The sequence below is a fragment of the Mesorhizobium sp. M1348 genome, from assembly GCF_040317925.1.
Taxonomy (GTDB): Bacteria; Pseudomonadota; Alphaproteobacteria; order Rhizobiales; family Rhizobiaceae; genus Mesorhizobium.
In genome coordinates this window covers 157,396-178,255 of sequence record NZ_JAMYLH010000002.1, presented here as the reverse complement: position 1 = coordinate 178,255, position 20,860 = coordinate 157,396, and the positions used below count along the sequence as shown (strand labels likewise).

22 protein-coding genes are annotated in these 20,860 nt (G+C 62.9%); 18 read left to right on the top strand and 4 right to left on the bottom strand.

What is annotated here, in order from left to right; all coding sequences use genetic code 11:
- On the bottom strand, nucleotides 1-1,032 hold the full coding sequence (hemB, locus tag NKH13_RS04940; protein WP_352714855.1) for a porphobilinogen synthase: 1,032 nt from the start codon (nucleotides 1,030-1,032) through the stop codon (nucleotides 1-3).
- A gap of 86 nt (nucleotides 1,033-1,118) precedes the next feature.
- The gene (locus NKH13_RS04935; protein WP_352714854.1) at nucleotides 1,119-1,943 is read right to left on the bottom strand and encodes a DUF8605 domain-containing protein; all 825 of its coding nucleotides are present in this window, start codon (nucleotides 1,941-1,943) and stop codon (nucleotides 1,119-1,121) included.
- Nucleotides 1,944-2,092: 149 nt separating this feature from the next.
- On the opposite strand from NKH13_RS04935, the gene NKH13_RS04930 reads away from it, so the two are divergent.
- From NKH13_RS04930 to NKH13_RS04855, 16 genes are all read left to right on the top strand, one after another.
- Nucleotides 2,093-3,136: an enoyl-CoA hydratase/isomerase family protein gene (locus tag NKH13_RS04930; RefSeq protein WP_352714853.1), complete on the top strand. Its 1,044-nt coding sequence runs from the start codon at nucleotides 2,093-2,095 to the stop codon at nucleotides 3,134-3,136.
- Complete coding sequence (locus tag NKH13_RS04925) at nucleotides 3,133-3,555, top strand: DUF6163 family protein (RefSeq protein WP_352714852.1); 423 nt, start codon at nucleotides 3,133-3,135, stop codon at nucleotides 3,553-3,555. The genes NKH13_RS04930 and NKH13_RS04925 overlap by 4 nt, the downstream gene beginning before the upstream one ends.
- Nucleotides 3,556-3,757: 202 nt before the next feature.
- On the top strand, nucleotides 3,758-4,273 hold the full coding sequence (gene ldtR, locus NKH13_RS04920; RefSeq protein WP_023674486.1) for a transcriptional regulator LdtR: 516 nt from the start codon (nucleotides 3,758-3,760) through the stop codon (nucleotides 4,271-4,273).
- A 338-nt stretch (nucleotides 4,274-4,611) separates the two neighbouring features.
- Complete coding sequence (locus tag NKH13_RS04915) at nucleotides 4,612-5,865, top strand: L,D-transpeptidase family protein (RefSeq protein ID WP_023717271.1); 1,254 nt, start codon at nucleotides 4,612-4,614, stop codon at nucleotides 5,863-5,865.
- A 298-nt stretch (nucleotides 5,866-6,163) separates the two neighbouring features.
- A complete protein-coding gene (glyA, locus tag NKH13_RS04910; RefSeq protein ID WP_292658681.1) occupies nucleotides 6,164-7,477 on the top strand; it encodes a serine hydroxymethyltransferase in 1,314 nt (437 codons plus the stop codon).
- A gap of 69 nt (nucleotides 7,478-7,546) precedes the next feature.
- On the top strand, nucleotides 7,547-8,128 hold the full coding sequence (locus NKH13_RS04905) for a hypothetical protein (RefSeq protein WP_352714850.1): 582 nt from the start codon (nucleotides 7,547-7,549) through the stop codon (nucleotides 8,126-8,128).
- 153 nt (nucleotides 8,129-8,281) lie between these two features.
- Entirely contained in the window at nucleotides 8,282-8,791 is a 510-nt protein-coding gene (gene nrdR, locus NKH13_RS04900) for a transcriptional regulator NrdR (RefSeq protein WP_292658679.1), read from the top strand.
- Between the two features lie 2 nt (nucleotides 8,792-8,793).
- Nucleotides 8,794-9,924 carry a bifunctional diaminohydroxyphosphoribosylaminopyrimidine deaminase/5-amino-6-(5-phosphoribosylamino)uracil reductase RibD gene (gene ribD / locus NKH13_RS04895; protein WP_352910882.1) on the top strand — a complete coding sequence of 377 codons (1,131 nt, stop codon included), beginning with the start codon at nucleotides 8,794-8,796 and terminating at the stop codon, nucleotides 9,922-9,924.
- A gap of 30 nt (nucleotides 9,925-9,954) precedes the next feature.
- Nucleotides 9,955-10,572 (top strand): riboflavin synthase, encoded by a 618-nt coding sequence (locus NKH13_RS04890; RefSeq protein ID WP_352714847.1) that lies wholly within the window; start codon nucleotides 9,955-9,957, stop codon nucleotides 10,570-10,572.
- A gap of 130 nt (nucleotides 10,573-10,702) precedes the next feature.
- Nucleotides 10,703-11,197: a 6,7-dimethyl-8-ribityllumazine synthase gene (gene ribH, locus NKH13_RS04885; RefSeq protein ID WP_352714846.1), complete on the top strand. Its 495-nt coding sequence runs from the start codon at nucleotides 10,703-10,705 to the stop codon at nucleotides 11,195-11,197.
- Nucleotides 11,194-11,694, top strand: coding sequence for a transcription antitermination factor NusB (nusB, locus tag NKH13_RS04880; RefSeq protein WP_352714844.1), 501 nt, complete (start codon nucleotides 11,194-11,196; stop codon nucleotides 11,692-11,694). Before ribH ends, nusB begins: the two co-directional genes overlap by 4 nt.
- Nucleotides 11,691-12,908, top strand: coding sequence for an MFS transporter (locus NKH13_RS04875; RefSeq protein ID WP_352910879.1), 1,218 nt, complete (start codon nucleotides 11,691-11,693; stop codon nucleotides 12,906-12,908). Before nusB ends, NKH13_RS04875 begins: the two co-directional genes overlap by 4 nt.
- A gap of 159 nt (nucleotides 12,909-13,067) precedes the next feature.
- Nucleotides 13,068-13,979 (top strand): glycine betaine ABC transporter substrate-binding protein OsmF, encoded by a 912-nt coding sequence (osmF, locus tag NKH13_RS04870; RefSeq protein WP_352714840.1) that lies wholly within the window; start codon nucleotides 13,068-13,070, stop codon nucleotides 13,977-13,979.
- Between the two features lie 43 nt (nucleotides 13,980-14,022).
- The gene (locus NKH13_RS04865) at nucleotides 14,023-15,198 is read left to right on the top strand and encodes an ABC transporter permease (RefSeq protein WP_352910877.1); all 1,176 of its coding nucleotides are present in this window, start codon (nucleotides 14,023-14,025) and stop codon (nucleotides 15,196-15,198) included.
- A complete protein-coding gene (locus NKH13_RS04860) occupies nucleotides 15,195-16,133 on the top strand; it encodes an ABC transporter ATP-binding protein (RefSeq protein WP_352714836.1) in 939 nt (312 codons plus the stop codon). The genes NKH13_RS04865 and NKH13_RS04860 overlap by 4 nt, the downstream gene beginning before the upstream one ends.
- Nucleotides 16,130-16,894, top strand: coding sequence for an ABC transporter permease (locus NKH13_RS04855; protein ID WP_352714834.1), 765 nt, complete (start codon nucleotides 16,130-16,132; stop codon nucleotides 16,892-16,894). The genes NKH13_RS04860 and NKH13_RS04855 overlap by 4 nt, the downstream gene beginning before the upstream one ends.
- Before the next feature lie 25 nt (nucleotides 16,895-16,919).
- On the opposite strand, the gene NKH13_RS04850 is transcribed toward NKH13_RS04855, so the two are convergent.
- Nucleotides 16,920-17,153, bottom strand: a complete 234-nt coding sequence (locus NKH13_RS04850; RefSeq protein WP_352714832.1) for a hypothetical protein — start codon at nucleotides 17,151-17,153, stop codon at nucleotides 16,920-16,922.
- 79 nt (nucleotides 17,154-17,232) lie between these two features.
- Between NKH13_RS04850 and NKH13_RS04845 the strand changes: the two genes are divergently transcribed.
- Together NKH13_RS04845 and NKH13_RS04840 are read left to right on the top strand one after the other, a co-directional pair.
- Nucleotides 17,233-17,733: a DUF2165 family protein gene (locus NKH13_RS04845; RefSeq protein WP_352714830.1), complete on the top strand. Its 501-nt coding sequence runs from the start codon at nucleotides 17,233-17,235 to the stop codon at nucleotides 17,731-17,733.
- 252 nt (nucleotides 17,734-17,985) lie between these two features.
- Nucleotides 17,986-20,127, top strand: coding sequence for a sodium-translocating pyrophosphatase (locus NKH13_RS04840; protein WP_352714828.1), 2,142 nt, complete (start codon nucleotides 17,986-17,988; stop codon nucleotides 20,125-20,127).
- A gap of 119 nt (nucleotides 20,128-20,246) precedes the next feature.
- Here NKH13_RS04840 and NKH13_RS04835 read toward each other — a convergent pair whose 3' ends face one another.
- Nucleotides 20,247-20,780 (bottom strand): outer membrane protein assembly factor BamE, encoded by a 534-nt coding sequence (locus NKH13_RS04835; protein WP_352714826.1) that lies wholly within the window; start codon nucleotides 20,778-20,780, stop codon nucleotides 20,247-20,249.
- Nucleotides 20,781-20,860: the final 80 nt, after the last annotated feature.

Sequence of the window (20,860 nt, the reverse complement as noted above, 5' to 3'; positions counted from 1 at the left end):
CTACCCCTTCAGCATTTCAGCCACTTCCGGCGCGAAATAGGTCAGGATGCCGTCGCAGCCGGCGCGCTTGAAGGCGAGCAGCGATTCCAGCATCGCCTTTTCGCCGTCGATCCAGCCATTGGCGGCGGCGGCCTTGATCATCGAATATTCGCCCGAGACCTGATAGGCGAAGGTCGGCATCTGCAACTCGTCCTTCAGCCGCCGGATGATGTCGAGATAGGGCAGGCCGGGCTTGACCATCAGCATGTCGGCGCCCTCGGCGAGATCCTGCTCGGCCTCGCGCACCGCTTCGTCGGAATTGGCGTGGTCGATGTAATAGGTCTTCTTGTCGCCCTTGAGCAGGCCGGCGGTGCCGACCGCCTCACGATAGGGGCCGTAAAAAGCGGATGCGAACTTGGTCGCATAGGACATGATCGCTACATCCTGAAACCCATTGGCGTCGAGCGCATCGCGGATGGCACCGATCCGACCGTCCATCATGTCCGACGGGGCAATGATGTCGGCCCCCGCCGCCGCCTGAATGACGGCCGCCGCCGTCACCTGCTCTACCGTTTCATCATTGACGATAATGCCCTCGCGCAAGATGCCGTCATGGCCATGCGAGGTGAACGGGTCAAGCGCGGCGTCGGTGATGATGCCGATCTCCGGGACTGCGTGCTTGATGGCGCGGGTGGCACGGTTGATGATGTTTTCCGGATCGAGGATGTGCGAACCGGTCTGATCGCGCAGGCCGAGCTCCACATTGGGGAAAGTGGCGATCGCCGGAATGCCAAGCTTAGCCGCGCGCTCAGCCTCCTTGACAACGAGGTCGAGCGACAGGCGGAACACGCCGGGCATGGCGGCGATCGGTTCGCGCACTTGTCTGCCGTCGACGACGAAGATCGGCCAGATCAGATCGTCGACCGAGAGCCGGTTCTCCTGGACAAGGCGGCGCGACCAATCGGCCTTGCGCATGCGCCGCAGCCGCCGGCTGCCGGTGATCTCGTCGACGCTGCGCGCGCCGGCAGGCTTTGCAGGGGTGAATTTGTTCATCGCAAAAACTCCGGATCGGCGGCTTTTACCACGAGCCTTCCCCGCTGACCAATGCGACACGATTGTGCCAGTGCTGGTTCAAAACCTTACTCTGGCGCGCCGTTGCCGGACAACACCTGCGCCGCGCCCCGCATGGCGACGCGGAATGCCTCGTCGAAGCTGACGCCGCGCACTTGCCATTTGTAGCTCTTGCCCTTCATGGCAAGCCGCCAATCGGCGATCCAGCCCAGTTCCTTGTCGCTCCAGACGATGCTGCCGGCGAGCGCCTGATCGGCACCGGCTTTTCGGGCAAGCTGGTCCAATGTCGCCATGTCGGCATGGCTGAGGCTTCGGTCGTCCAGCTTTGAGGCGGAGAGCAGCGACGCTGCCGGAAATACAATCCGCATGACCAGTGGACCGGTGGCATTGGCAAAGGATTCGCGCATCGCCGCTCCGCGCTGATCGTCCGCGGTCAGCGCGAAATGTCTCGCGCCTTGCTCCGCGCTGAGGAAAATTGCCAAGCGTGGCCGCTCGCCAAGCCATGGTTTGCTGCCAAGCCCGGCAAGCACGGGATCTATGACTTCGGGCTTATAAAGGCAGGTGAGATCGTGCGGTCGGTCGTGGGTGCCCTGTTCGTCATGGACCGGAATGCCTTCGAGACGATCATGATAGCGGAATTCGGCAACGAAGCTCCCGGCCTTGTCGCGCAACGCCGCCATATCAGGTCTTTTCGGCAGCCGCTGATCGCCGGAGACGCGAACCAGCACCGCATCGAGGCAGGCCTTGAAGCCGATCTGGCGGTTCTCTTCGCCCTGGCCGGTGACGATGGTCTGCGATCGGTAGAGCTCGTCGACGGTTGCGGCCGACACGGGAGAAGTGATCGCGCCGATCAGGCCGACCACCGCAACAGCAAGGCGCGGCAACCAAGACAAGGGTTCAACCTCCGGTTCAAAGAACCAGCTTTAGCACCGGCTGCTGCCAACGGCCAAGCAGCGGGATTGGCCGCCCGCCATTGACGCGGCCATGCGCCACGCTTTAGCACTTCACTCCCGGCGGGGCGCGGGGGAGGGAGTCTCTGGCGATGGATTTTGGCGGAGGCGACGAGATTCGCTTCGAAAGATTGGGCAGGGCCGGCATCGTCACGCTGACGCGGCCGCAGGCGCTCAATGCCGTAACCCACCGCATGGTCAAGGCGCTGGATAAGGCGCTGCGCAGTTGGGAACGCGACGACGGCGTCGATGTTGTCGTCGTCAAGGCCGAAGGCAGGGCGTTTTCCGCAGGCGGCGACATCCTCCACATCTACGAGGCCGGCCGGGCAGGAAAGCCGCCGGTCGAGTTCTTCGCCGACGAATACCGGCTGAACGCCCGCATCGCCCGTTTCAAGAAACCCTATGTCGCGCTGATCGACGGCATCGTCATGGGCGGCGGCGTCGGCATCTCCTTCCATGGCTCGCAGCGGGTGCTGACCGAGAACGCCCAGTTTGCCATGCCCGAAGTCGGCATCGGCTTTTTCCCGGATGTCGGCGCCAGCCATCTGTTGCCGGATCTCGGCGGCAGCTTCGGCATGTATCTGGCGCTGACCGGCAACCGCATCCGCTATGGCAATGCTTTGTGGTCGGGCCTCGCCACCCATACGATCAAGGCGGAGGACCAGGCCGGCTTTCTCGACCGTCTGGCGGAAAGCGGCGACCCGGAATCAGTGCTGCGCGGTTGCTTCATCCCGGCCAGGCGCGAGACCGACAGGCCGACACTGGAGGCCATCGCCCGGCATTTCGCGCAGCCGTCGCTGGCCGATATCGTCGCCAGTCTGGAGCGGGCAGCCACTGCCGACGAGTTCGCGGCAAAGACGCTGGCCACCATCCGCACCCGTTCACCGACCAGCCTGCATGTCGCCTGGCGCCAGATCAGCGCCGGGCAGACGTTGTCGATGGACGAGTGCATGAAAATGGAGTTCCGTATCCTCAACCGCATGCTTGCCGGGCACGACTTCTATGAAGGTATCCGCGCCGCCATCATCGACAAGGGCTCGACGCCGCAATGGCGGCCGGCAGGCATCGATGACGTCAGCGCCGCCGACGTCGACGCCTATTTCGCACCGCTCGGCGAACGGGAACTGAAGCTGTGAGCGAGGTCGCCTCGAGACGCGTGGTGCTGCAGCCCTCGACGGTCGAGGTCATCTTCGCCTGGTTCCAGCGCGTCATCGCCGGCTACTGCCTGCTGTTCGGCATCTTGTACTGGATCCGGCTGATCGGCTTTTACCCCGGCCCGTTGTGGCGCTTCGACCTGATGCCGGTGCACTGGCAGGTGGCGGCGGTGGTGCTGGCGGTGTTTTTTCCATTCGCTGCCGCCGGCCTCTGGATGCTGGCGTCCTGGGGGCCGGTGATCTGGTTCATCTGCGCGGTGACCGAGAGCGTCATGTATGCCGGCTTCCCCGAGCTGTTCGGCCACCGGCTGCTGATCGTCGCCTCGCACCTTGCGGTGGCGCTGCTCTACATCGTGTTCCGCGTGGTGATCTGGATCCAGAAACGGCAAGCCCGGCGATAGCAATTCCGGCCAGGATCGTTGGCTAAATCTTTAGGTTAATTATCCTTGCTCGGGTGACCGTCCGTTAAGCCTCTTTCGAAACCCTTTACCGGTAAGCTCTTGTTAGCCTTGGCGTTTAAGTCGAATTTTATGAGTATTCGATAGTGTCGCGATCAAGGTGAAGAACAAAAAATCACCGGGCGACAAACGAGAGGCAAAGACAATGATCAATTCGCGTCCGGCGGCGAAGACCGCCAACGTATCCGATGACCGCCGCGAGGCGATCCGTTCGCTGTACATGGAATCGCTGCAGCTGGTCGAGCGGCTGCATCGCCGTCTGCTTGATGTGATCAAGGACGAATTCGACCGCAACGGCCGCTCCGACATCAACGCCATCCAGGCGCTGCTCCTGTTCAACATTGGCAATTCGGAGCTGACCGCCGGCGAACTGCGCTCGCGCGGCTATTATCTCGGCTCGAATGTCTCCTACAATCTGAAGAAGCTGGTCGATCTCGGCTTCATCAACCACCAGCGCTCGCGCATCGACCGCCGTTCCGTGCGGGTTTCGCTGACACCGAAGGGCAATGAGGTGGCGGAAGTCGTCGCCGGCCTTTACGAGCGCCATGTCGGCTCGATCGAGCAGGTCGGCGGTATCAACACCGAAGAGTTCAAGCAGATGAACCGCGCCCTGCAGCGGTTGGATCGGTTCTGGAACGATACGATTGCCTATCGGATGTAGTCGCATCCGCCGCAGCAAGATCTGAAGCTGGACCACGGAAGCGCTGCCGCGGAGCAGACCAAAGGCCGGTGCCGAAAAGCACCGGTCTTTCCGTTTCGTCAGGCCTGCCGATCCAAATTCGAGCAACAGCCACGTTGCCGCCATATTCCAATGGAACCGAAGATGCGGGTGATGCTGGGGCCAAAGCCGTGCATTTGTCCTGTGCCCAAGTCACTTCCCATGTGTTTTTACACCGAAGTGATGCGGACCATGGTTGGCTAATTGTTAAGAAGCCAACCCTAGAGTGCGGGCGAGACCGCCCGGTGAGTGGAATTGTAGCAAGAATGTCTGGAACGTCCATGAGAACCAGCCGCCGTTTCTTCCTTTCAGGGGCCTCCGCGCTCGCAGCCGCTATGGTCGCCGGCCGAGCCAGTGCGCAGGATGTGATCGGGGATATCCTGAAATCCTCGGCCCGCGGCAATTGGGACGACCAGTTCGACGCGCGCCCCAGCCAGGGCGGCAAGGTGGCCTCGACGCTGCCGATCTTCAGCCTGCAGACCGTTTCGTTTACCGAACAGGCGGTCGCGCAATACCAGAACATCGTCGCCCAGGGCGGCTGGGAGCCGGTTCCCGACACCAAGAAATTGCAGCTCGGCGTCGATGATCCCGACGTGGTCCCGCTGCGCAAACGCCTGATGATTGCGGGCGATCTGGCGCAGAGCGCCGGCATTTCGACAGCCTTCGATTCCTATGTCGACTCCGCGGTCAAGCGCTTTCAGGCGCGCCATGGCCTGCCCGCCGACGGGACGCTGGGCCAATATTCTTATGCGGCGATGAATGTTTCGGCGCCAATTCGTCTCGGCCAGTTGCAGACCAATCTGCAGCGGCTGCGCGAGCGCGCCGGCACGCTTGGCAACCGTTACGTGCTGGTTGACATTCCAGGCGCCCAGATCGAGGCGGTCGAGAACGATCGCGTCGTGCTGCGCCATACCGCGATCGTCGGCAAGATCGACCGCCAGACGCCGATCGTCAATTCCAAGATCAACGAGATCATCGTCAATCCCTACTGGAACGCGCCGGTCTCAATCGTGCGCAAGGACATCATTCCGCTGATGCGGAAGGACCCCAACTATCTCAAGGACAGCCACATCCGTCTGTTCGCGCCGGATGGCAGCGAGGTTGATCCGCTGACCGTCGACTGGTCGACCGACGACGCCGAGAAGTACCGCTTCCGCCAGGATCCGGGTGCTGGCAACGCGATGGCCTCGGTCAAGATCAATTTCCCCAGCCCGGACGGCGTCTACATGCACGACACGCCGCAGCAGAGCCTGTTTGGCAAGATGATGCGCTTCGATTCCTCGGGCTGCGTGCGCGTCCAGAATGTGCGCGATCTCGTCACCTGGATCCTGCGCGACACGCCGGGCTGGAATCGCCAGCATTTCGAGGCGGCCATCAAGAGCGGCGAAAACGTCCCGGTGCAGGTCACCAATCCGGTGGCGGTCTATTTCCTCTACATCTCGGCCTGGTCGACGGGGCCGGGCGTGGTGCAGTTCCGCGACGACATTTACGGCCTCGACGGGGCCAACGAGCTGCAGATCACATCCGCGCTCTAAGCAGCTGAGTTCATTTGCAAAAAGGCCGCCGGAAGGGCGGCCTTTTTATTGTCGCCGTCGTTCCCTGAGCTTTGCGCATGATTCCGAAAATCGGTTTTCGCCACGGATCATATGCAAACCATGCGGGGCTGTTCAGGAGATCACGCGAAGCCCTGCTGCCGGCCGGCAGGCGAAGAAATAATGTGCTTTCAGGGGGGCTGCCGCAATCCGGCCAGCAAATTTCGCGCTGCAAACGTGGCGGGCCGAAAGCAACTGTGTTAATGGCGCGACAGACCCCGAACCTTGAGGATTTCAGCCCATGGCAACAGCAGCGGCAGTGTCGAACAAATTCGAATCCTTCTTCGAAACCACGCTTGCCGATGCCGACCCCGAGATTTTCGGCGCGATCCGCAACGAACTCGGCCGCCAGCGCCACGAGATCGAGCTGATTGCCTCGGAAAACATCGTCTCGCGCGCCGTGCTCGAGGCGCAAGGGTCGATCATGACCAACAAATATGCCGAGGGCTATCCGGGCAAGCGCTACTATGGCGGCTGCCAATTCGTCGATGTCGCCGAGGAACTGGCCATCGAACGCGCGAAAAAGCTGTTCGGCTGCAACTTCGCCAACGTCCAGCCGAATTCCGGCAGCCAGATGAACCAGGCGGTGTTCCTGGCGCTGCTGCAGCCCGGCGACACCTTCATGGGCCTCGACCTCAATTCCGGCGGGCACCTGACGCATGGCTCGCCGGTCAATATGAGCGGCAAATGGTTCAAGGTTGTCTCCTATGGCGTGCGCAGGGAAGATCATCTGCTCGACATGGACGCGATCGAGAAGACCGCCCATGAGACCAGGCCAAAGCTGATCCTGGCTGGCGGCACCGCCTATTCACGCGTCTGGGACTGGAAGCGTTTTCGCGAGATCGCCGATTCGATCGGTGCCTATCTGATGGTCGATATGGCCCACATCGCCGGCCTGGTCGCCGGCGGCATGCATCCTTCGCCGCTGCCGCATGCCCACGTGGTCACCACCACGACGCACAAATCGCTGCGCGGCCCGCGCGGCGGCATGATCCTTTGCAACGACGAGGATATTGCCAAAAAGATGAATTCGGCCGTCTTCCCCGGCCTGCAGGGTGGACCGCTGATGCATGTCATCGCCGCCAAGGCGGTGGCTCTGGGCGAGGCGCTGAAGCCGAGCTTCAAGATCTATGCCGAGAGCGTCGTCGCCAATGCCAAGGCGCTGGCCTCCAGTCTGCAGGAGACCGGTCTCGACATCGTCTCCGGCGGCACCGACAACCATCTGATGCTGGTCGACCTGCGCCCCAAGAACGCCACCGGCAAGCGCGCCGAGGCTGCCCTTGGCCGCGCCAACATCACCTGCAACAAGAACGGCATCCCCTTCGACCCGGAAAAGCCTTTCGTCACCTCCGGCGTTCGGCTCGGCACGCCGGCCGGCACCACGCGCGGCTTCGGCCAGGCCGAGTTCCGCGAGATCGGCAAGCTGATCGCCGAAGTGCTGGATGGACTGAAAGTCGCCAATTCCGACGAGGGCAATGCGGCCGTCGAGGCAGCCGTGAAGACCAAGGTGGCGGCATTGACGGATCGTTTTCCGCTTTACCCCTATCTTGGCTGACGCAGGGCGTCGTTCCCCAACTGTGACGGCGCCGATCAACTGGGCACGGCGGCATCTCGGAGAGGCTTGATGATGATGCGAATTTTCCGTTTCGCCAGCGTTGGCGCCTTGCTCACCTTAGCCATCTCGCAGCAGTCCGACGCCGCCTTGGCGCAGACCGAGCCGACGCCAGCAGCACCCAAGACAGAGACCTTCGGCAGGTGGTCCACCACGGTGGACGAGGTCAACACCGGTGAGGATGTGCGCAAGACCTGTGCCGCCTCGACGGTCTTTTTCGACGCTAACGGGACCAGCGGCACCCTTACGCTGGCCATCTCGAATGGCGACGTGCTGCCGCCCGAGGGCTATCCGAGCCTCATCATCGCCGTGAAAAACAGTGACTTGCCCAAGGGTGACAACATCCCGGCCGTGTTCCGCGACGTCAACGACAAGATCAAGGCTGGTTTTCATCTTATCGCCGACGGACAGTGGATGATGAACAACAAGCCCGAGACCACGCTTGCCATACTGCGTGCCATGCGCCGTACCAGCGCCCTCGATGTCAGCTTGGCCGACAAGCCGGTCGCGACCATATCGATGGACGGCTTCACCAAGGCCTATCGCTATCTCGGCACGTCCTGCGGCTTCCCGACCGGCGACGTCGCTCCCTGATTGGCGTATTGCCGTCCAACTGATTGCCGCTCTCGCAATTTTCCTCGTGCCTCGCTATCTCAGAGGCGCGATCGGTCATCGGCCATACTTTGCCATCGTGGCAAAAACCTCTAAGCCTTTCGCTCCACGAGAATCGCGAACCGAAGGCTCTCCATGCGCTGTCCCTACTGCCAGTCTGAAGATACGCAGGTGAAGGATTCGCGGCCCGCCGAAGACGGCGCGGCGATCCGCAGGCGGCGCGTCTGCCCGGATTGCGGCGGCCGCTTCACCACTTTCGAGCGGGTACAGCTGCGCGACCTCGTCGTGGTGAAGAAGTCTGGACGCAAGGTGCCATTCGACCGCGACAAGCTGCTGCGCTCGGTCGAAATCGCGGTACGCAAGCGCAATGTCGATCCCGAGCGCATCGACCGCGCGGTGACCGGCATCGTGCGCCAGCTTGAGAGCTCGGGCGAGACCGAAGTCGCATCCGGCGAAGTGGGCCGGCTGGTCATGGAGGCACTGAAGTCACTCGATGATGTCGCCTATGTGCGCTTTGCCTCCGTCTACCGTAATTTCCGCGAGGCCAAGGATTTCCACGACGTGTTGGGTGAGCTCAAGGGCGACGAGCTCAAAACTGACGAGCCTAGGGGCGAAGAGCTGAAGAGCGAAGAGGACGCCGGCTGAGCATGGCAAGGTCCGAGCGCAGCACGGCGGAGCAAGAGGTCCTCGATCGCCGCTATATGGCGGCAGCCCTTAGGCTGTCGCGCAAGAATGCCGGCCGGACCTCGACCAATCCTTCCGTCGGCACGCTGATCGTACGCGACGACGGCGATGGGCCGATGATCGTCGGCAGCGGCGTCACGGCCGTCGGCGGCCGGCCGCATGCCGAGACCGAGGCTTTGGCGGAGGCCGGCGAACTGGCGCGCGGCGCCACCGCCTATGTAACGCTGGAGCCTTGCGCCCATCACGGCCGCACGCCGCCTTGCGCCAATGCGCTGGTCAGTGCCGGCGTGACGCGTGTGGTCGGCGCTGCCAGCGATCCGGACCCGCGTGTTTCCGGCAAGGGCTATGCAATCTTGCATGCCGCCGGCGTCGAGGTGGTGGAAAAAGTGCTGGCGGCCGAGGCCGCGGAGCAGATGGCCGGCTATTTGATTCGATCTCTGAAAAAACGCCCGGAAGTGATTCTGAAGCTTGCGCTTTCGAGCGACAACAAGATCGGCGTGAAAGGCGAGGGACAGATCTCCATCACCGGCGATATCGCCCGGCGCGAAGTTTATCTGATGCGCGCCGAAGCCGATGGCATATTGATCGGCATCGGCACGGCACTGGAGGACGATCCGGCGCTGACGGTTAGGCTTCCGGGACTGGAGAGCCGTTCGCCGGCGCGCATCGTGCTCGACCGTCAGATCAGGCTACCCGAGACTTCGAAACTGGTCGCCGGCGTCGACCGCGTGCCGCTCTATATCGCTGCCTGCGCCGAGGCCGATCCGCACCGGCGCGCCGCACTCGAACGCGCCGGCGTGCGCTTCATCGGCACTGAGACGTATGAAGGCGATATTGCGTTGCCGGAACTGCTCGAGGATCTGGCGGCGCTCGGCATGGCCAGCGTCCTGGTCGAGGGCGGCGCCAGGGTGGCCAAGGCGTTCCTCGACGAACAACTGGTTGATCGCATCGTGCTGTTTCGGGGGCCGGACGCGATCGGCGAGGGCGGCATTGCATCGCCGATCGATGCCAACAATATCCCACCGGGATTTCGCAAATTGCGCAACATGCGTTTCGGCGAAGACACATATGCGGAATGGATAAGAGACATCTAGGACCGAACTGATGTTCACGGGGCCAAACTAATGTTCACTGGAATCGTCACCGATGTCGGCACCGTCGCTGCCGTGAAGCCGCTCAGGGAAGGCGTAGGTTTGCGTATCGACACCGCCTACGATCCGCAGACCATTGCCATCGGCGCCTCGATTTCCTGCGGCGGTGTCTGCCTGACGGTGACGGGATTGCCGGAAGATGGCGCCAACGCAAGTTGGTTCGAGGTCGAGGCCTGGGAAGAGGCGCTCAGGCTGACGACCGCGATGGGCTGGAAATCCGGCACGCGCATCAACCTGGAGCGGGCGCTGAAGATCGGCGACGAGCTTGGCGGCCATATCGTGTCAGGCCATGTCGACGGCATGGCCGAGATCGTGGCCCGCAAGGAAGAGGGTGACGCCGTGCGCTTTACCCTGGAAGCACCGCGCGAGCTTGCCAAATTCATCGCCCCCAAGGGTTCCGTCGCACTCGACGGCACTTCGCTCACCGTCAACAAGGTCGAAGGCACCCGCTTCGACGTGCTGTTGATCCACCATTCGCTGACCGTCACCACCTGGGGCGAACGCCAGGTCGGCGACTGGGTCAATCTCGAGATCGACACCATGGCCCGCTACGCGGCGCGATTGGTGGAGGCGGCGAAGGAGGGACTTTGAGGCGGTCGTCCATAAAGCCCATTCCCTGATGCGACCGCCACCGGGTTGGCCTTGAAAGTTCGTTCGGCAATCTTCCGCTTGCGATCAAACCGGCTTCGGCCTAAGTCACCGGCGATCCCCGGAGACATCTATGGCAGGCACATCCCAACACGGCAAAGCGTTCATCCGTCCGAAGAAGAAGGCCCACCTTCTTGTCATCGAGGCGCGCTTTCACGACGACCTTGCGGACGCGTTGCTCGAAGGCGCGACCAGCGCGCTCGACGAAGCGGGCGCGACATACGATGTCGTCACCGTTCCTGGCTCGCTCGAAATCCCGGCGGTGATTTCCTTCGCGCTCGACGGTGCCTCCGAAGGCGGGACGAACTATGACGGTTTCGTCGCCCTCGGCACGGTGATCCGCGGCGACACTTATCATTTCGATATCGTCGCCAATGATTCCAGCCGTGCCCTGATGGACCTGTCCGTGCAGGATTCGGTCTGCATCGGCAACGGCATCCTGACCACCGAAAACGACGAACAGGCCTGGACACGGGCCAGGCGTTCGGAAGGCGACAAGGGCGGCTTTGCGGCGCGTGCGGCGCTCACAATGATTGCGCTCAAGCAGCAGTTGGGAGAGCCATCGTGAGCGAACCCGCTGCGCCCGGACAGCCTGCGGTTCGTCACGCCAACAAGCGTGGTGCTGCCCGTCTGGCCGCCGTGCAGGCGCTCTACCAGATGGACGTCGCCGGCAGCGGCGTATTTGAGATCACCGCTGAATACGAGGCGTTCAGGCTCGGCAAGGAAGTCGACGGCGCGCTCTATCGCGAAGCCGATGCGCAATGGTTTCGCGCCATTCTTGCCGGCGTCGTCGAGCACCAGAAGACCATCGATCCGATCATCCGACAGGCGCTGACCGAGGACTGGCCGCTGTCGAGGCTCGATTCGACATTGCGCGCCATATTGCGCGCCGGCGTCTACGAGCTGATGCAGCGCGAGGACGTGCCGGTGGCGGTCATCGTCTCCGAATATGTCGACATCGCCAAGGCATTTTACGAAGAAGACGAGCCGAAACTGGTCAATGCGGTGCTCGATCGCGTGTCGCGCCGGGTGCGTGGCGAGGGCCGCGGCAAGGACGCCTCATGACTGCTGTCGTCGCCGTTGAGGCCGGCAAGGAAGCGCGTCGTACCGCCTTCATCCTCGCAGCCTCGCAGGCGATCATCGGCTCGGCCGCACCCATCGCCATTTCCATGGGCGGATTGGCCGGGCAGTACCTGCTCGACGCCGACAAGTCGCTGGCAACCGCGCCGATCACCGGTTTCAATGTCGGCGTGGCGCTCGGTTCCCTGCCGGCCGCGGCGATCATCCGCCGGCTCGGCCAGCGCGACGGTTTCATGACCGGCACGGCGGTGACAGCACTTGGCGGCCTGGTCGCCACGCTGGCGCTGTTTCATGCCAGCTTCTGGCTGTTCGCTTTCGGCTTGGCCGTGATCGGGATCGGCGGCGCCTTCGTCCAGCAGTTCCGCTTTGCCGCCGCCGACAATGCGCCGCCTGAATTCAAGGCGCGCGCCATCTCCTTCGTGCTGGCCGGCGGCATCGTCACCGCCATCCTTGGGCCGCAGATCGTCATCTTCACCGGCGATCTGTTCTCGCCGGTGAAGTTTGCCGGCTCGTTTGCGTCCGTCCTGGTGCTGGCGGCGGTCGGCGGCGCCATTCTCTCTTTGTTGCGCATCCCGGCCAAGGCAACCGACAAGGTGGAAATCGCCGACAGCGACGCCCGGCCGCTCTCAGAAATCGTCACCAGGCCGCGCTTCGTCGCGGCGCTGTTTTGCGCCGTCGGCAGCTACGCGCTGATGAGCTTCGTCATGACCGGAGCGCCGCTGGCCATGGTCGGCTGCGGCCTGTCGACCGACGACGCCACGCTCGGCATTTCCTGGCACGTCATGGCGATGTTCGCGCCGAGCTTCTTTACGGGGTCGCTGATCCATCGTTTTGGCGCGGAGCGGATCGTGGCCATCGGCCTGGTGCTGCTCATTGGCTGCGGTATAGTCGCGCTGTCGGGGTTGGCACTGTGGCAGTTCTGGACGACGCTGATCCTGCTCGGCCTCGGCTGGAACTTCAGCTTCATCGGCGCCACCGCCATGGTGGCCGACAGCTACCAGCCGTCCGAAAAAGGCAAGGTCCAGGGGTTCCACGATTTCGTCCTGTTCGGCTCCGTCGCCTTCGCCTCACTGATGTCGGGGGCGGTCTACAATGCCTGGGGCTGGGAGATGCTGAACTGGATGATTTTCCCGGTCGTCGTGCTGTGCTTCGTGGCACTGGGCGTGTTGAAGATGACGGGCTTGCGCGCGGCCAACTGACGTCACGCTGTCGGGACGGCGCGGCAGCGGAGTCACTCGCATTCGAACAAAATTATTGCGCCCATCCCTCTTCTTATGAAACCGTGTAGCCCGACGGGGCATCGAAGCCATGCTCATATGCGGCAGCCGTATTCCGGTTCACAGCAAGGGATTTGTGAGATGTTTTCAATCAAGGTTCTGGCCGGTGCTGTACTGGGGCTCGGCATCACGGCAGCCTCGGCAAGCGCCCAGGTGGTGGTGTCGTCGAAGATCGACACCGAGGGCGGTGTGCTCGGCAACATCATCCAGCTGGTGCTGAACGCCAATAATATCCAGACCACCGACCGCATCCAGCTCGGCGGCACGCCCGTGGTACGCAAGGCGATTACAGCCGGCGAGATCGACATCTATCCGGAATACACCGGCAACGCCGCCTTCTTCTTCGAGAAGGCCGACGATCCGGTCTGGAAAGATGCCGCCAAGGCGTACGAGACTGCCAAGAAGCTCGACTACGACGCCAACAAGATCGTCTGGCTGTCCCCGTCACCGGCCAACAACACCTGGGCGATCGCCCTGCGCAAGGAGGTCGCCGAGACCAACAAGCTTGTGACGCTGTCCGACTTCGGCAAATACGTTTCGGGCAGCGGCAAGGTGGTGCTGGCGGCCTCCGCCGAGTTCGTCAATTCGGCGGCCGCGCTGCCCGCTTTCCAGACGACCTATGGCTTCACACTGAAGCCGGACCAGTTGATCACGCTGTCGGGCGGCGACACGGCGGCGACCATTGCCGCTGCGGCCAACCAGACTAACGGCGCCAACGCCGCCATGGTCTATGGCACCGACGGCGGCATCGCGCCTTCCGGCCTCGTCGTGCTTGAAGACGACAAGGGTGTGCAGCCGGTCTATCAGCCGGCGCCGATCATCCGCGAGGCGGTGCTGAAGGAGCATCCCGAAATCGAGACGCTGCTGAAGCCGGTCTTCGCCAAGCTCGATCTCGTCACGCTGCAGGAGTTGAATGGCCGCGTGCAGGTTGGCGGCGAGCCGGTCAAGGGCGTCGCTGAGGACTTTTTGAAAAAGAACGGCTTCCTGAAGTAAGGCGATTCCGGCGCGCCGCTTTCGAGGTGCGCCGGATCGGCCGATGGGGGAGGGCGTGCGCATCCGGTTCGACAAGCTCGGCGTGGTCATCGCGGCGATATCAGCCTATGCGGCTTTTGCGGCACCATTCGCCACGTTCCGCGCCAATCGCATCGTACCCGGCGAGGCGCGCTCGATCCTCGAATCTTTGCCTGCGGCGGTCGGTCCGGTATTGATGGCGATTGTTGTCGCAGCGGCGCTCATTGCATTGCTGAAAACGCCGCTTGCTCTGCGCCTCGTCGCCAGTGTGGTTGCACTTGCGGCGCTGGCGCTGCTGATCGGCGTTGCCGGCAGCTTCCTGACGCCTGCCGGCAACACCTTCGCCCGTGTCTCGCCGGCTTCGGGCTTCTGGCTGCTTATCTTCGCCTTCACGCTTCTGCTCGCCGACGTGCTTACAAGGCTGAACCTGTCGCCGCAGGCACGGGTCGGCGTGCTTGTTGTCGCCGCAGCGGCGATCGGCCTGCTGCTGGTCTCGGGGAGCTGGAACAGCCTGTCGATCCTCAAGGAATATTTCAATCGCGCAGATAGTTTTTGGGCGGAAGGCTCCAAGCACGTGACGTTGGCGCTGGGTTCACTGGCGGCAGCAGTAATTATCGGCTTGCCGCTAGGCATCCTTTGCCACCGCGTCGAGAAATTGCGGGCCGGTGTGCTCAACGTACTGAACATCATCCAGACTATTCCTTCGATCGCGCTGTTCGGCCTCTTGATCGCACCGCTCGGCTGGGTTGCTTCGCATGTGCCGGGAGCTGCCGCGCTCGGCATTCGCGGCATCGGCACAGCGCCGGCTTTCGTCGCCCTGTTCCTTTATTCGCTGCTGCCGGTGGTGGCCAACACCGTGGTCGGCCTTGCCGGTGTGCCACGTGCCGCCAACGACGCAGCGCGCGGCATGGGCATGACCGACCGCCAGCGGCTGTTCGGCGTCGAGTTTCCGCTGGCCTTCCCGGTGATCCTCACCGGCATCCGCATCGTGCTGGTGCAGAATATCGGCCTCGCCACGATTGCCGCGTTGATCGGCGGCGGCGGCTTTGGTGTGTTCGTGTTCCAGGGCGTCGGCCAGACGGCGATGGACCTGGTGCTGCTTGGCGCCGTGCCCACGGTGGCGCTGGCCTTCGCCGCCGCCATCATCCTCGATGCAGTGATCGAAATGACCGCCAGCAAGCGCAGGGTTGAAACGGCATGATCGAGATCGAAGGCATCACCAAGCGCTACGGCGAGACGACAGTTGTCGACGACGTGTCGATAGTAATCGAGCCGCGCAGCATCGCCGTCATCGTCGGCACCTCCGGCTCCGGCAAGACGACGCTGCTTCGCATGATCAACCGGCTGGTCGAGCCGACATCGGGCGTGATCAAGCTCGACGGCGTAGACAACCGCTCGGTGCCGGATTACGAGCTGCGTCGCAGCATCGGCTATGCCATCCAGGGCCATGGCCTGTTTCCGCATCGCACGGTGGCGCAGAACATCGCCACTGTGCCGGTATTGCTCGGCTGGGATGCCAACCGCATCAAGGCCCGCGTCGACGAGCTGATGACGCTCTACCAGCTCGACCCGCAAGCCTACGGGCCACGCTATCCGCATGAGCTTTCCGGCGGCCAGCAGCAGCGCGTCGGCGTCGCCCGCGCGCTTGCCGCGGAACCCAACGTGCTGTTGATGGACGAGCCGTTCGGCGCGCTCGATCCGATCATTCGCAACAAGGCGCAGGAGGATCTGCTGGCGATCCAGAAGCGCTTCGGCACCACCATCATCCTTGTCACCCATGACATGGAGGAGGCTGTTCACATGGGCGACAAGATCGCAGTGATGGATGGCGGCAAAGTGGTGCAATATGCCGGGCCGGCCGAGATACTGGCAAAACCGGCCAGTGCGTTTGTCGAAACCCTGGTAGGTGCCAGCGAAAAACCGTTCCGGCTGTTGTCGCTTGGCCGGGTCCGCGACGCGGTGGAAAAAGGCACCGCCGAAGGCGAGGCGATCCCCGGTGATGCCAGCCAGCGCGACGCGCTCGCCGAACTCCTGTGGTCGGGCCGCCCGGCGCTGCCGGTGAAGGATACCGACGGCAAGCCGCTTGGCCGCGTCACGGTGGACGGGCTGGTCAAGCGCGCGGCGAGGCCGGCATGAAAGAGGCTGGCTTAAAGGCTTGGCTTCCATCACTGCTCAGGCTTGCCGTGGTGGTGGTGCTTATCGCCTTCGTCACCAATCCCGGCTGGTTCGAACCGCTGCTGAAGCCGCTGACAGAGAACAATGCGCCGGTAATCTACAATCAGGGCAGCCTGTTGACGCTAACGCTGCTGCATCTGCGGACCGTGCTGATCGCAACGGTTGCCGCGACAATCGTTGCGGTCGCGCTCGCCATCCTGGTCACCAGGCCAGCCGGCGCCGAATTCCTGCCGCTGTCGCGCAGCCTGGTCAATATAGGCCAGACCTTTCCACCGGTGGCGGTGCTGGCGCTTGCCGTGCCGGCGGTCGGCTTCGGCGAAAAGCCGACGCTGATTGCGCTGTTTCTCTATGGGCTGCTGCCGATCTTCGAGAACGCGCTGACCGGCCTGACGACGCTGCCGGCCAACGTCGTCGAGGCGGCGCGTGGCGCCGGCATGACTGGCTGGCAAAGGCTGGTCAAGGTCGAGCTGCCGCTCAGCGCGCCGATCATTCTCGGCGGTATCCGGCTGTCGGTGGTGATCAGCCTCGCCACCGCGACCATCGGCTCGACGGTGGCGGCGAGGACATTGGGCGAGGTGATCATCGCCGGCCTGCTATCGAACAACCTCGCCTTCATCCTGCAGGGCGGCCTGATCGTCGCCGCCCTTGCAGTGCTGATCTATGATGGGCTGTCGGCGATCGAGCGCTACACGGCTCGGCGCATGGGACGCGAGGCCGAGTAACCTCTCGGGGCGAAGTTCGTTTCTTTCAGCGGCCCGTTGAACGCGCTGGATGGTCGAGCGTCAGTTCGAGCGTGGTGCCCGTTTCGCTGGCGACCCAGCGGCGGCGGATGATGGCGAAATCATGCTGTGTGCCGGCTCTAACCACAGAGACCAAGTCGCCCACAGCGCAATCACCGTCGAGATCGAGGGCTTCGATAGTCTCGGCAATGTCTTGCTTGCCGGCATAATGTCTCGCAATGGCTGTGAGCACGATGATCACTGGCCCACCCGTTGCGCGATCTTCGGGACTCGGCGATTGATGAGTGCGATGCCCCGATCTTTCAGCAGGAGTTCTTGCCATGACCGCGCGTTTCTCCAAGATCGTCATGTGTTTGTGTCTGGCGGCTTTCGCCTTCCTCGTCGCCTTCGGCAACATCACCGATTACGGCTCAAACTTCGCCTTTGTCCAGCATGTGCTGAGCATGGACACGACCTTTCCCGGCAATGCGCTGATGTACCGCTCGATCACCAGCCCGGCCTTGTGGACGGCAGGCTACTGGCTGATCATTATTGGCGAGGCGCTGACCTGTCTGCTCTACCTGATCGCCGCCTGGCAACTCTGGCAGGCGCGCAACGCCAGCGGACAGGCTTTCAACGACGCCAAGAAGTTCGCCATCATTGCCGCCACCATGGGTTTCCTCGTTTGGTATTTCGGCTTCATGGTCGTTGGCGGCGAGTGGTTCGCCATGTGGCAGTCTTCAACATGGAATGGTCAGGAGGCGGCGTTCAAATTCTACATGACCATGCTGGTGGTGCTGGTCTTCGTCATCCAGCCGGACGGCGACCCGCGCAAAGCCTGACGGCCGTTCGCCGATTTCAATCGATCTAACCGGATGGCAGTGTCGACAGGCGCACTGCCGTCCGGCCTTTTGGACGAAACCCGGGATCTTTTGGGCGAAAGCCGGACAGGAACCGAACAATATCTTGACGTTCTGAGCCCTGTTTCGCATAAGCCGCTGCGAAGGGACGGATTCCGGTTGCGGAAAATTCGTCCCTGTCTCAACGGTCCGGGGAGGGGTTCTTTTGGGCCACCAATCGAGGAAAATTCGGCAATGACCATAATTTCTGCTGTCATCGCCTGCGGTCTGCTTTCAGTCCTTTACGCCATCTGGGCGACACGTTCGGTCCTCGCGGCCGATCAGGGCAATGCACGCATGCAGGAAATTTCCGCGGCCATCCGCGAAGGCGCTCAGGCTTATCTGGCGCGCCAATACACCACCATCGCCATGGTCGGCGTTGTGGTCCTGCTGCTCGCCTGGTGGCTGCTTTCGATCACCGCCGCCATCGGCTTCCTGATCGGCGCCGTTCTATCGGGTGCCGCTGGCTTCATCGGCATGCACGTCTCGGTGCGCGCCAATGTGCGCACCGCGCAGGCAGCTTCCAACAGCCTCGCTGCCGGCCTCGAGATCGCCTTCAAGTCGGGCGCCATCACTGGCATGCTGGTTGCTGGCCTGGCCCTGCTCGGCGTCTCGATCTACTACCTGATCCTGACCCAGTTCATGGGACTGCAGCCAAACGATCGCGTCGTCATCGACTCGCTTGTTTCGCTCGGCTTCGGCGCCTCGCTGATCTCGATCTTCGCCCGTCTTGGCGGCGGCATCTTCACAAAAGGCGCCGACGTCGGCGGGGATCTCGTCGGCAAGGTTGAAGCCGGCATTCCCGAAGACGATCCACGCAATCCGGCGACCATTGCCGACAATGTCGGCGACAATGTCGGCGATTGCGCCGGCATGGCCGCCGACCTGTTCGAGACCTATGCGGTGACCGTGGTCGCCACCATGGTCCTCGCCTCCATCTTCTTCGGTGGCACCGCCGTTCTCGGCGCGGCCATGCTCTATCCGCTGGCCATCTGCGGCGCCTGCATCCTGACCTCGATCGTCGGCACCTTCTTCGTCAAGCTCGGTTCCAGCGGCTCGATCATGGGCGCGCTCTACAAGGGCCTGATCGTCACCGGCCTGCTGTCGATTGTCGGCCTTGCCGTTGCCACTTCGGCATGCATCGGCTGGGGTGAGATCGGCACCGTCGCCGGCATGGCCATCACCGGCACGAACCTGTTCATCTGCGGCCTGGTCGGCCTTGTAGTGACCGGCCTCATCGTGGTGATCACCGAATATTATACCGGCACCAACAAGCGTCCGGTGAACTCCATCGCCCAGGCCTCGGTCACCGGTCACGGCACCAACGTCATCCAGGGCCTAGCGGTCTCGCTGGAATCGACGGCGTTGCCGGCGATCGTCATCGTCGGCGGCATCATCTCGACATACCAGCTTGCCGGCCTCTACGGCACGGCGATCGCGGTGACGACGATGCTTGGCCTCGCCGGCATGATCGTCGCGCTCGACGCCTTCGGCCCGGTCACCGACAATGCCGGCGGCATTGCCGAAATGGCCGGCCTGCCAAAGGAAGTGCGCCAGTCCACCGACGCGCTCGACGCGGTCGGCAACACCACCAAAGCGGTAACCAAGGGCTACGCTATCGGTTCGGCCGGCCTCGGCGCGCTGGTGCTGTTCGCGGCCTACTCTAACGACCTGAAGTTCTTTGCCGCCAATGGCGACAAATACCCCTACTTCCAGGGCATGGGCGACGTCTCCTTCGACCTCTCCAATCCTTACGTCGTCGCCGGCCTGATCTTCGGTGGCCTGATCCCGTATCTGTTCGGCGGCATCGCCATGACCGCCGTCGGCCGCGCCGCGGGTGCTATCGTCCAGGAGGTGCGCAAGCAGTTCCGCGAGGATCCGGGCATCATGGCCGGCACCTCGAAGCCGAACTATGCGCGCGCCGTCGACCTTCTGACCAAGGCAGCGATCCGGGAGATGATCGTTCCGTCATTGCTGCCGGTGCTGGCGCCGCTGGTGGTCTATTTCGGCGTCCTCCTGATCTCCGGTTCGAAGGCATCCGCCTTTGCCGCGCTCGGCGCCTCGCTGCTCGGCGTCATCGTCAACGGCCTGTTCGTTGCCATCTCGATGACCTCCGGCGGCGGTGCCTGGGACAACGCCAAGAAGTCGTTCGAAGACGGTTTCGTCGACAAGGACGGCCTCAAGCACCTCAAGGGCTCCGAAGCGCACAAGGCCTCGGTGACCGGCGACACGGTGGGTGATCCCTACAAGGATACTGCTGGGCCGGCGGTCAACCCGGCGATCAAGATCACCAATATCGTCGCGCTGCTGTTGCTGGCCGTGCTCGCGCACGGCTAAGCTCAGCCGCTACGACTCAAGACAAAACCCGCGGGATCGCTCCCGCGGGTTTTTCATTGCCTGAGATGTGCCGCTTACAGGGAAGCGAAAGGAACGAAAGCCGATACCGCCGGGGTGGATCAGGTGCCGCCGAGCGTGCTGCTGCCGCTGGCGCCCGGAACACCAGGCGCCAGCTTGCTGGCGCCACTGATGATCTGGCTGAGGAAGTTCTGGTCCTTGCCGCCGGTCGGCGTGGTGCGCGAGATGAAGTCGAACACCTTGCCGTCCTTCAGGCCGTAATTGGCGATCTGGGTGACGCGCCCGTCATCGCCAAAATAGACCGCCAGCACATGCTGGTCGACCAGCCGCGGCTTGTCGAAGGCGACATAGCGCTTGCGCGTCTGCGAAATGTAATAAAAGGCCTCGTTGTCGAAGGTCGCCTTCGTCGAGGGAGTGCCGAGCGCCAGCAGCACCTGTTCGCGACTTGAGCCGACCGGCACCAGGTCGATCGCCTGCTGGTCAATGACGTAGCCCTGCGTCAGCGTCTCGCTCGGATTGAGATCGCCGATCATCTTGGACGAATTGCAGGCGGAAAGCGCCGCGGCGATCACCAGCAGCGAAACCGCACCGGCGGGCCTGGGCAGGAAAGTCGACTTGAATTTCAGCGCGCGCAACTACAACTCCATAAGCTGGCCGCAACTTGCGCTGGGCCGCAAAACCGGTAAACCAGCTTGCTTGCCGATGCAACAAGGCC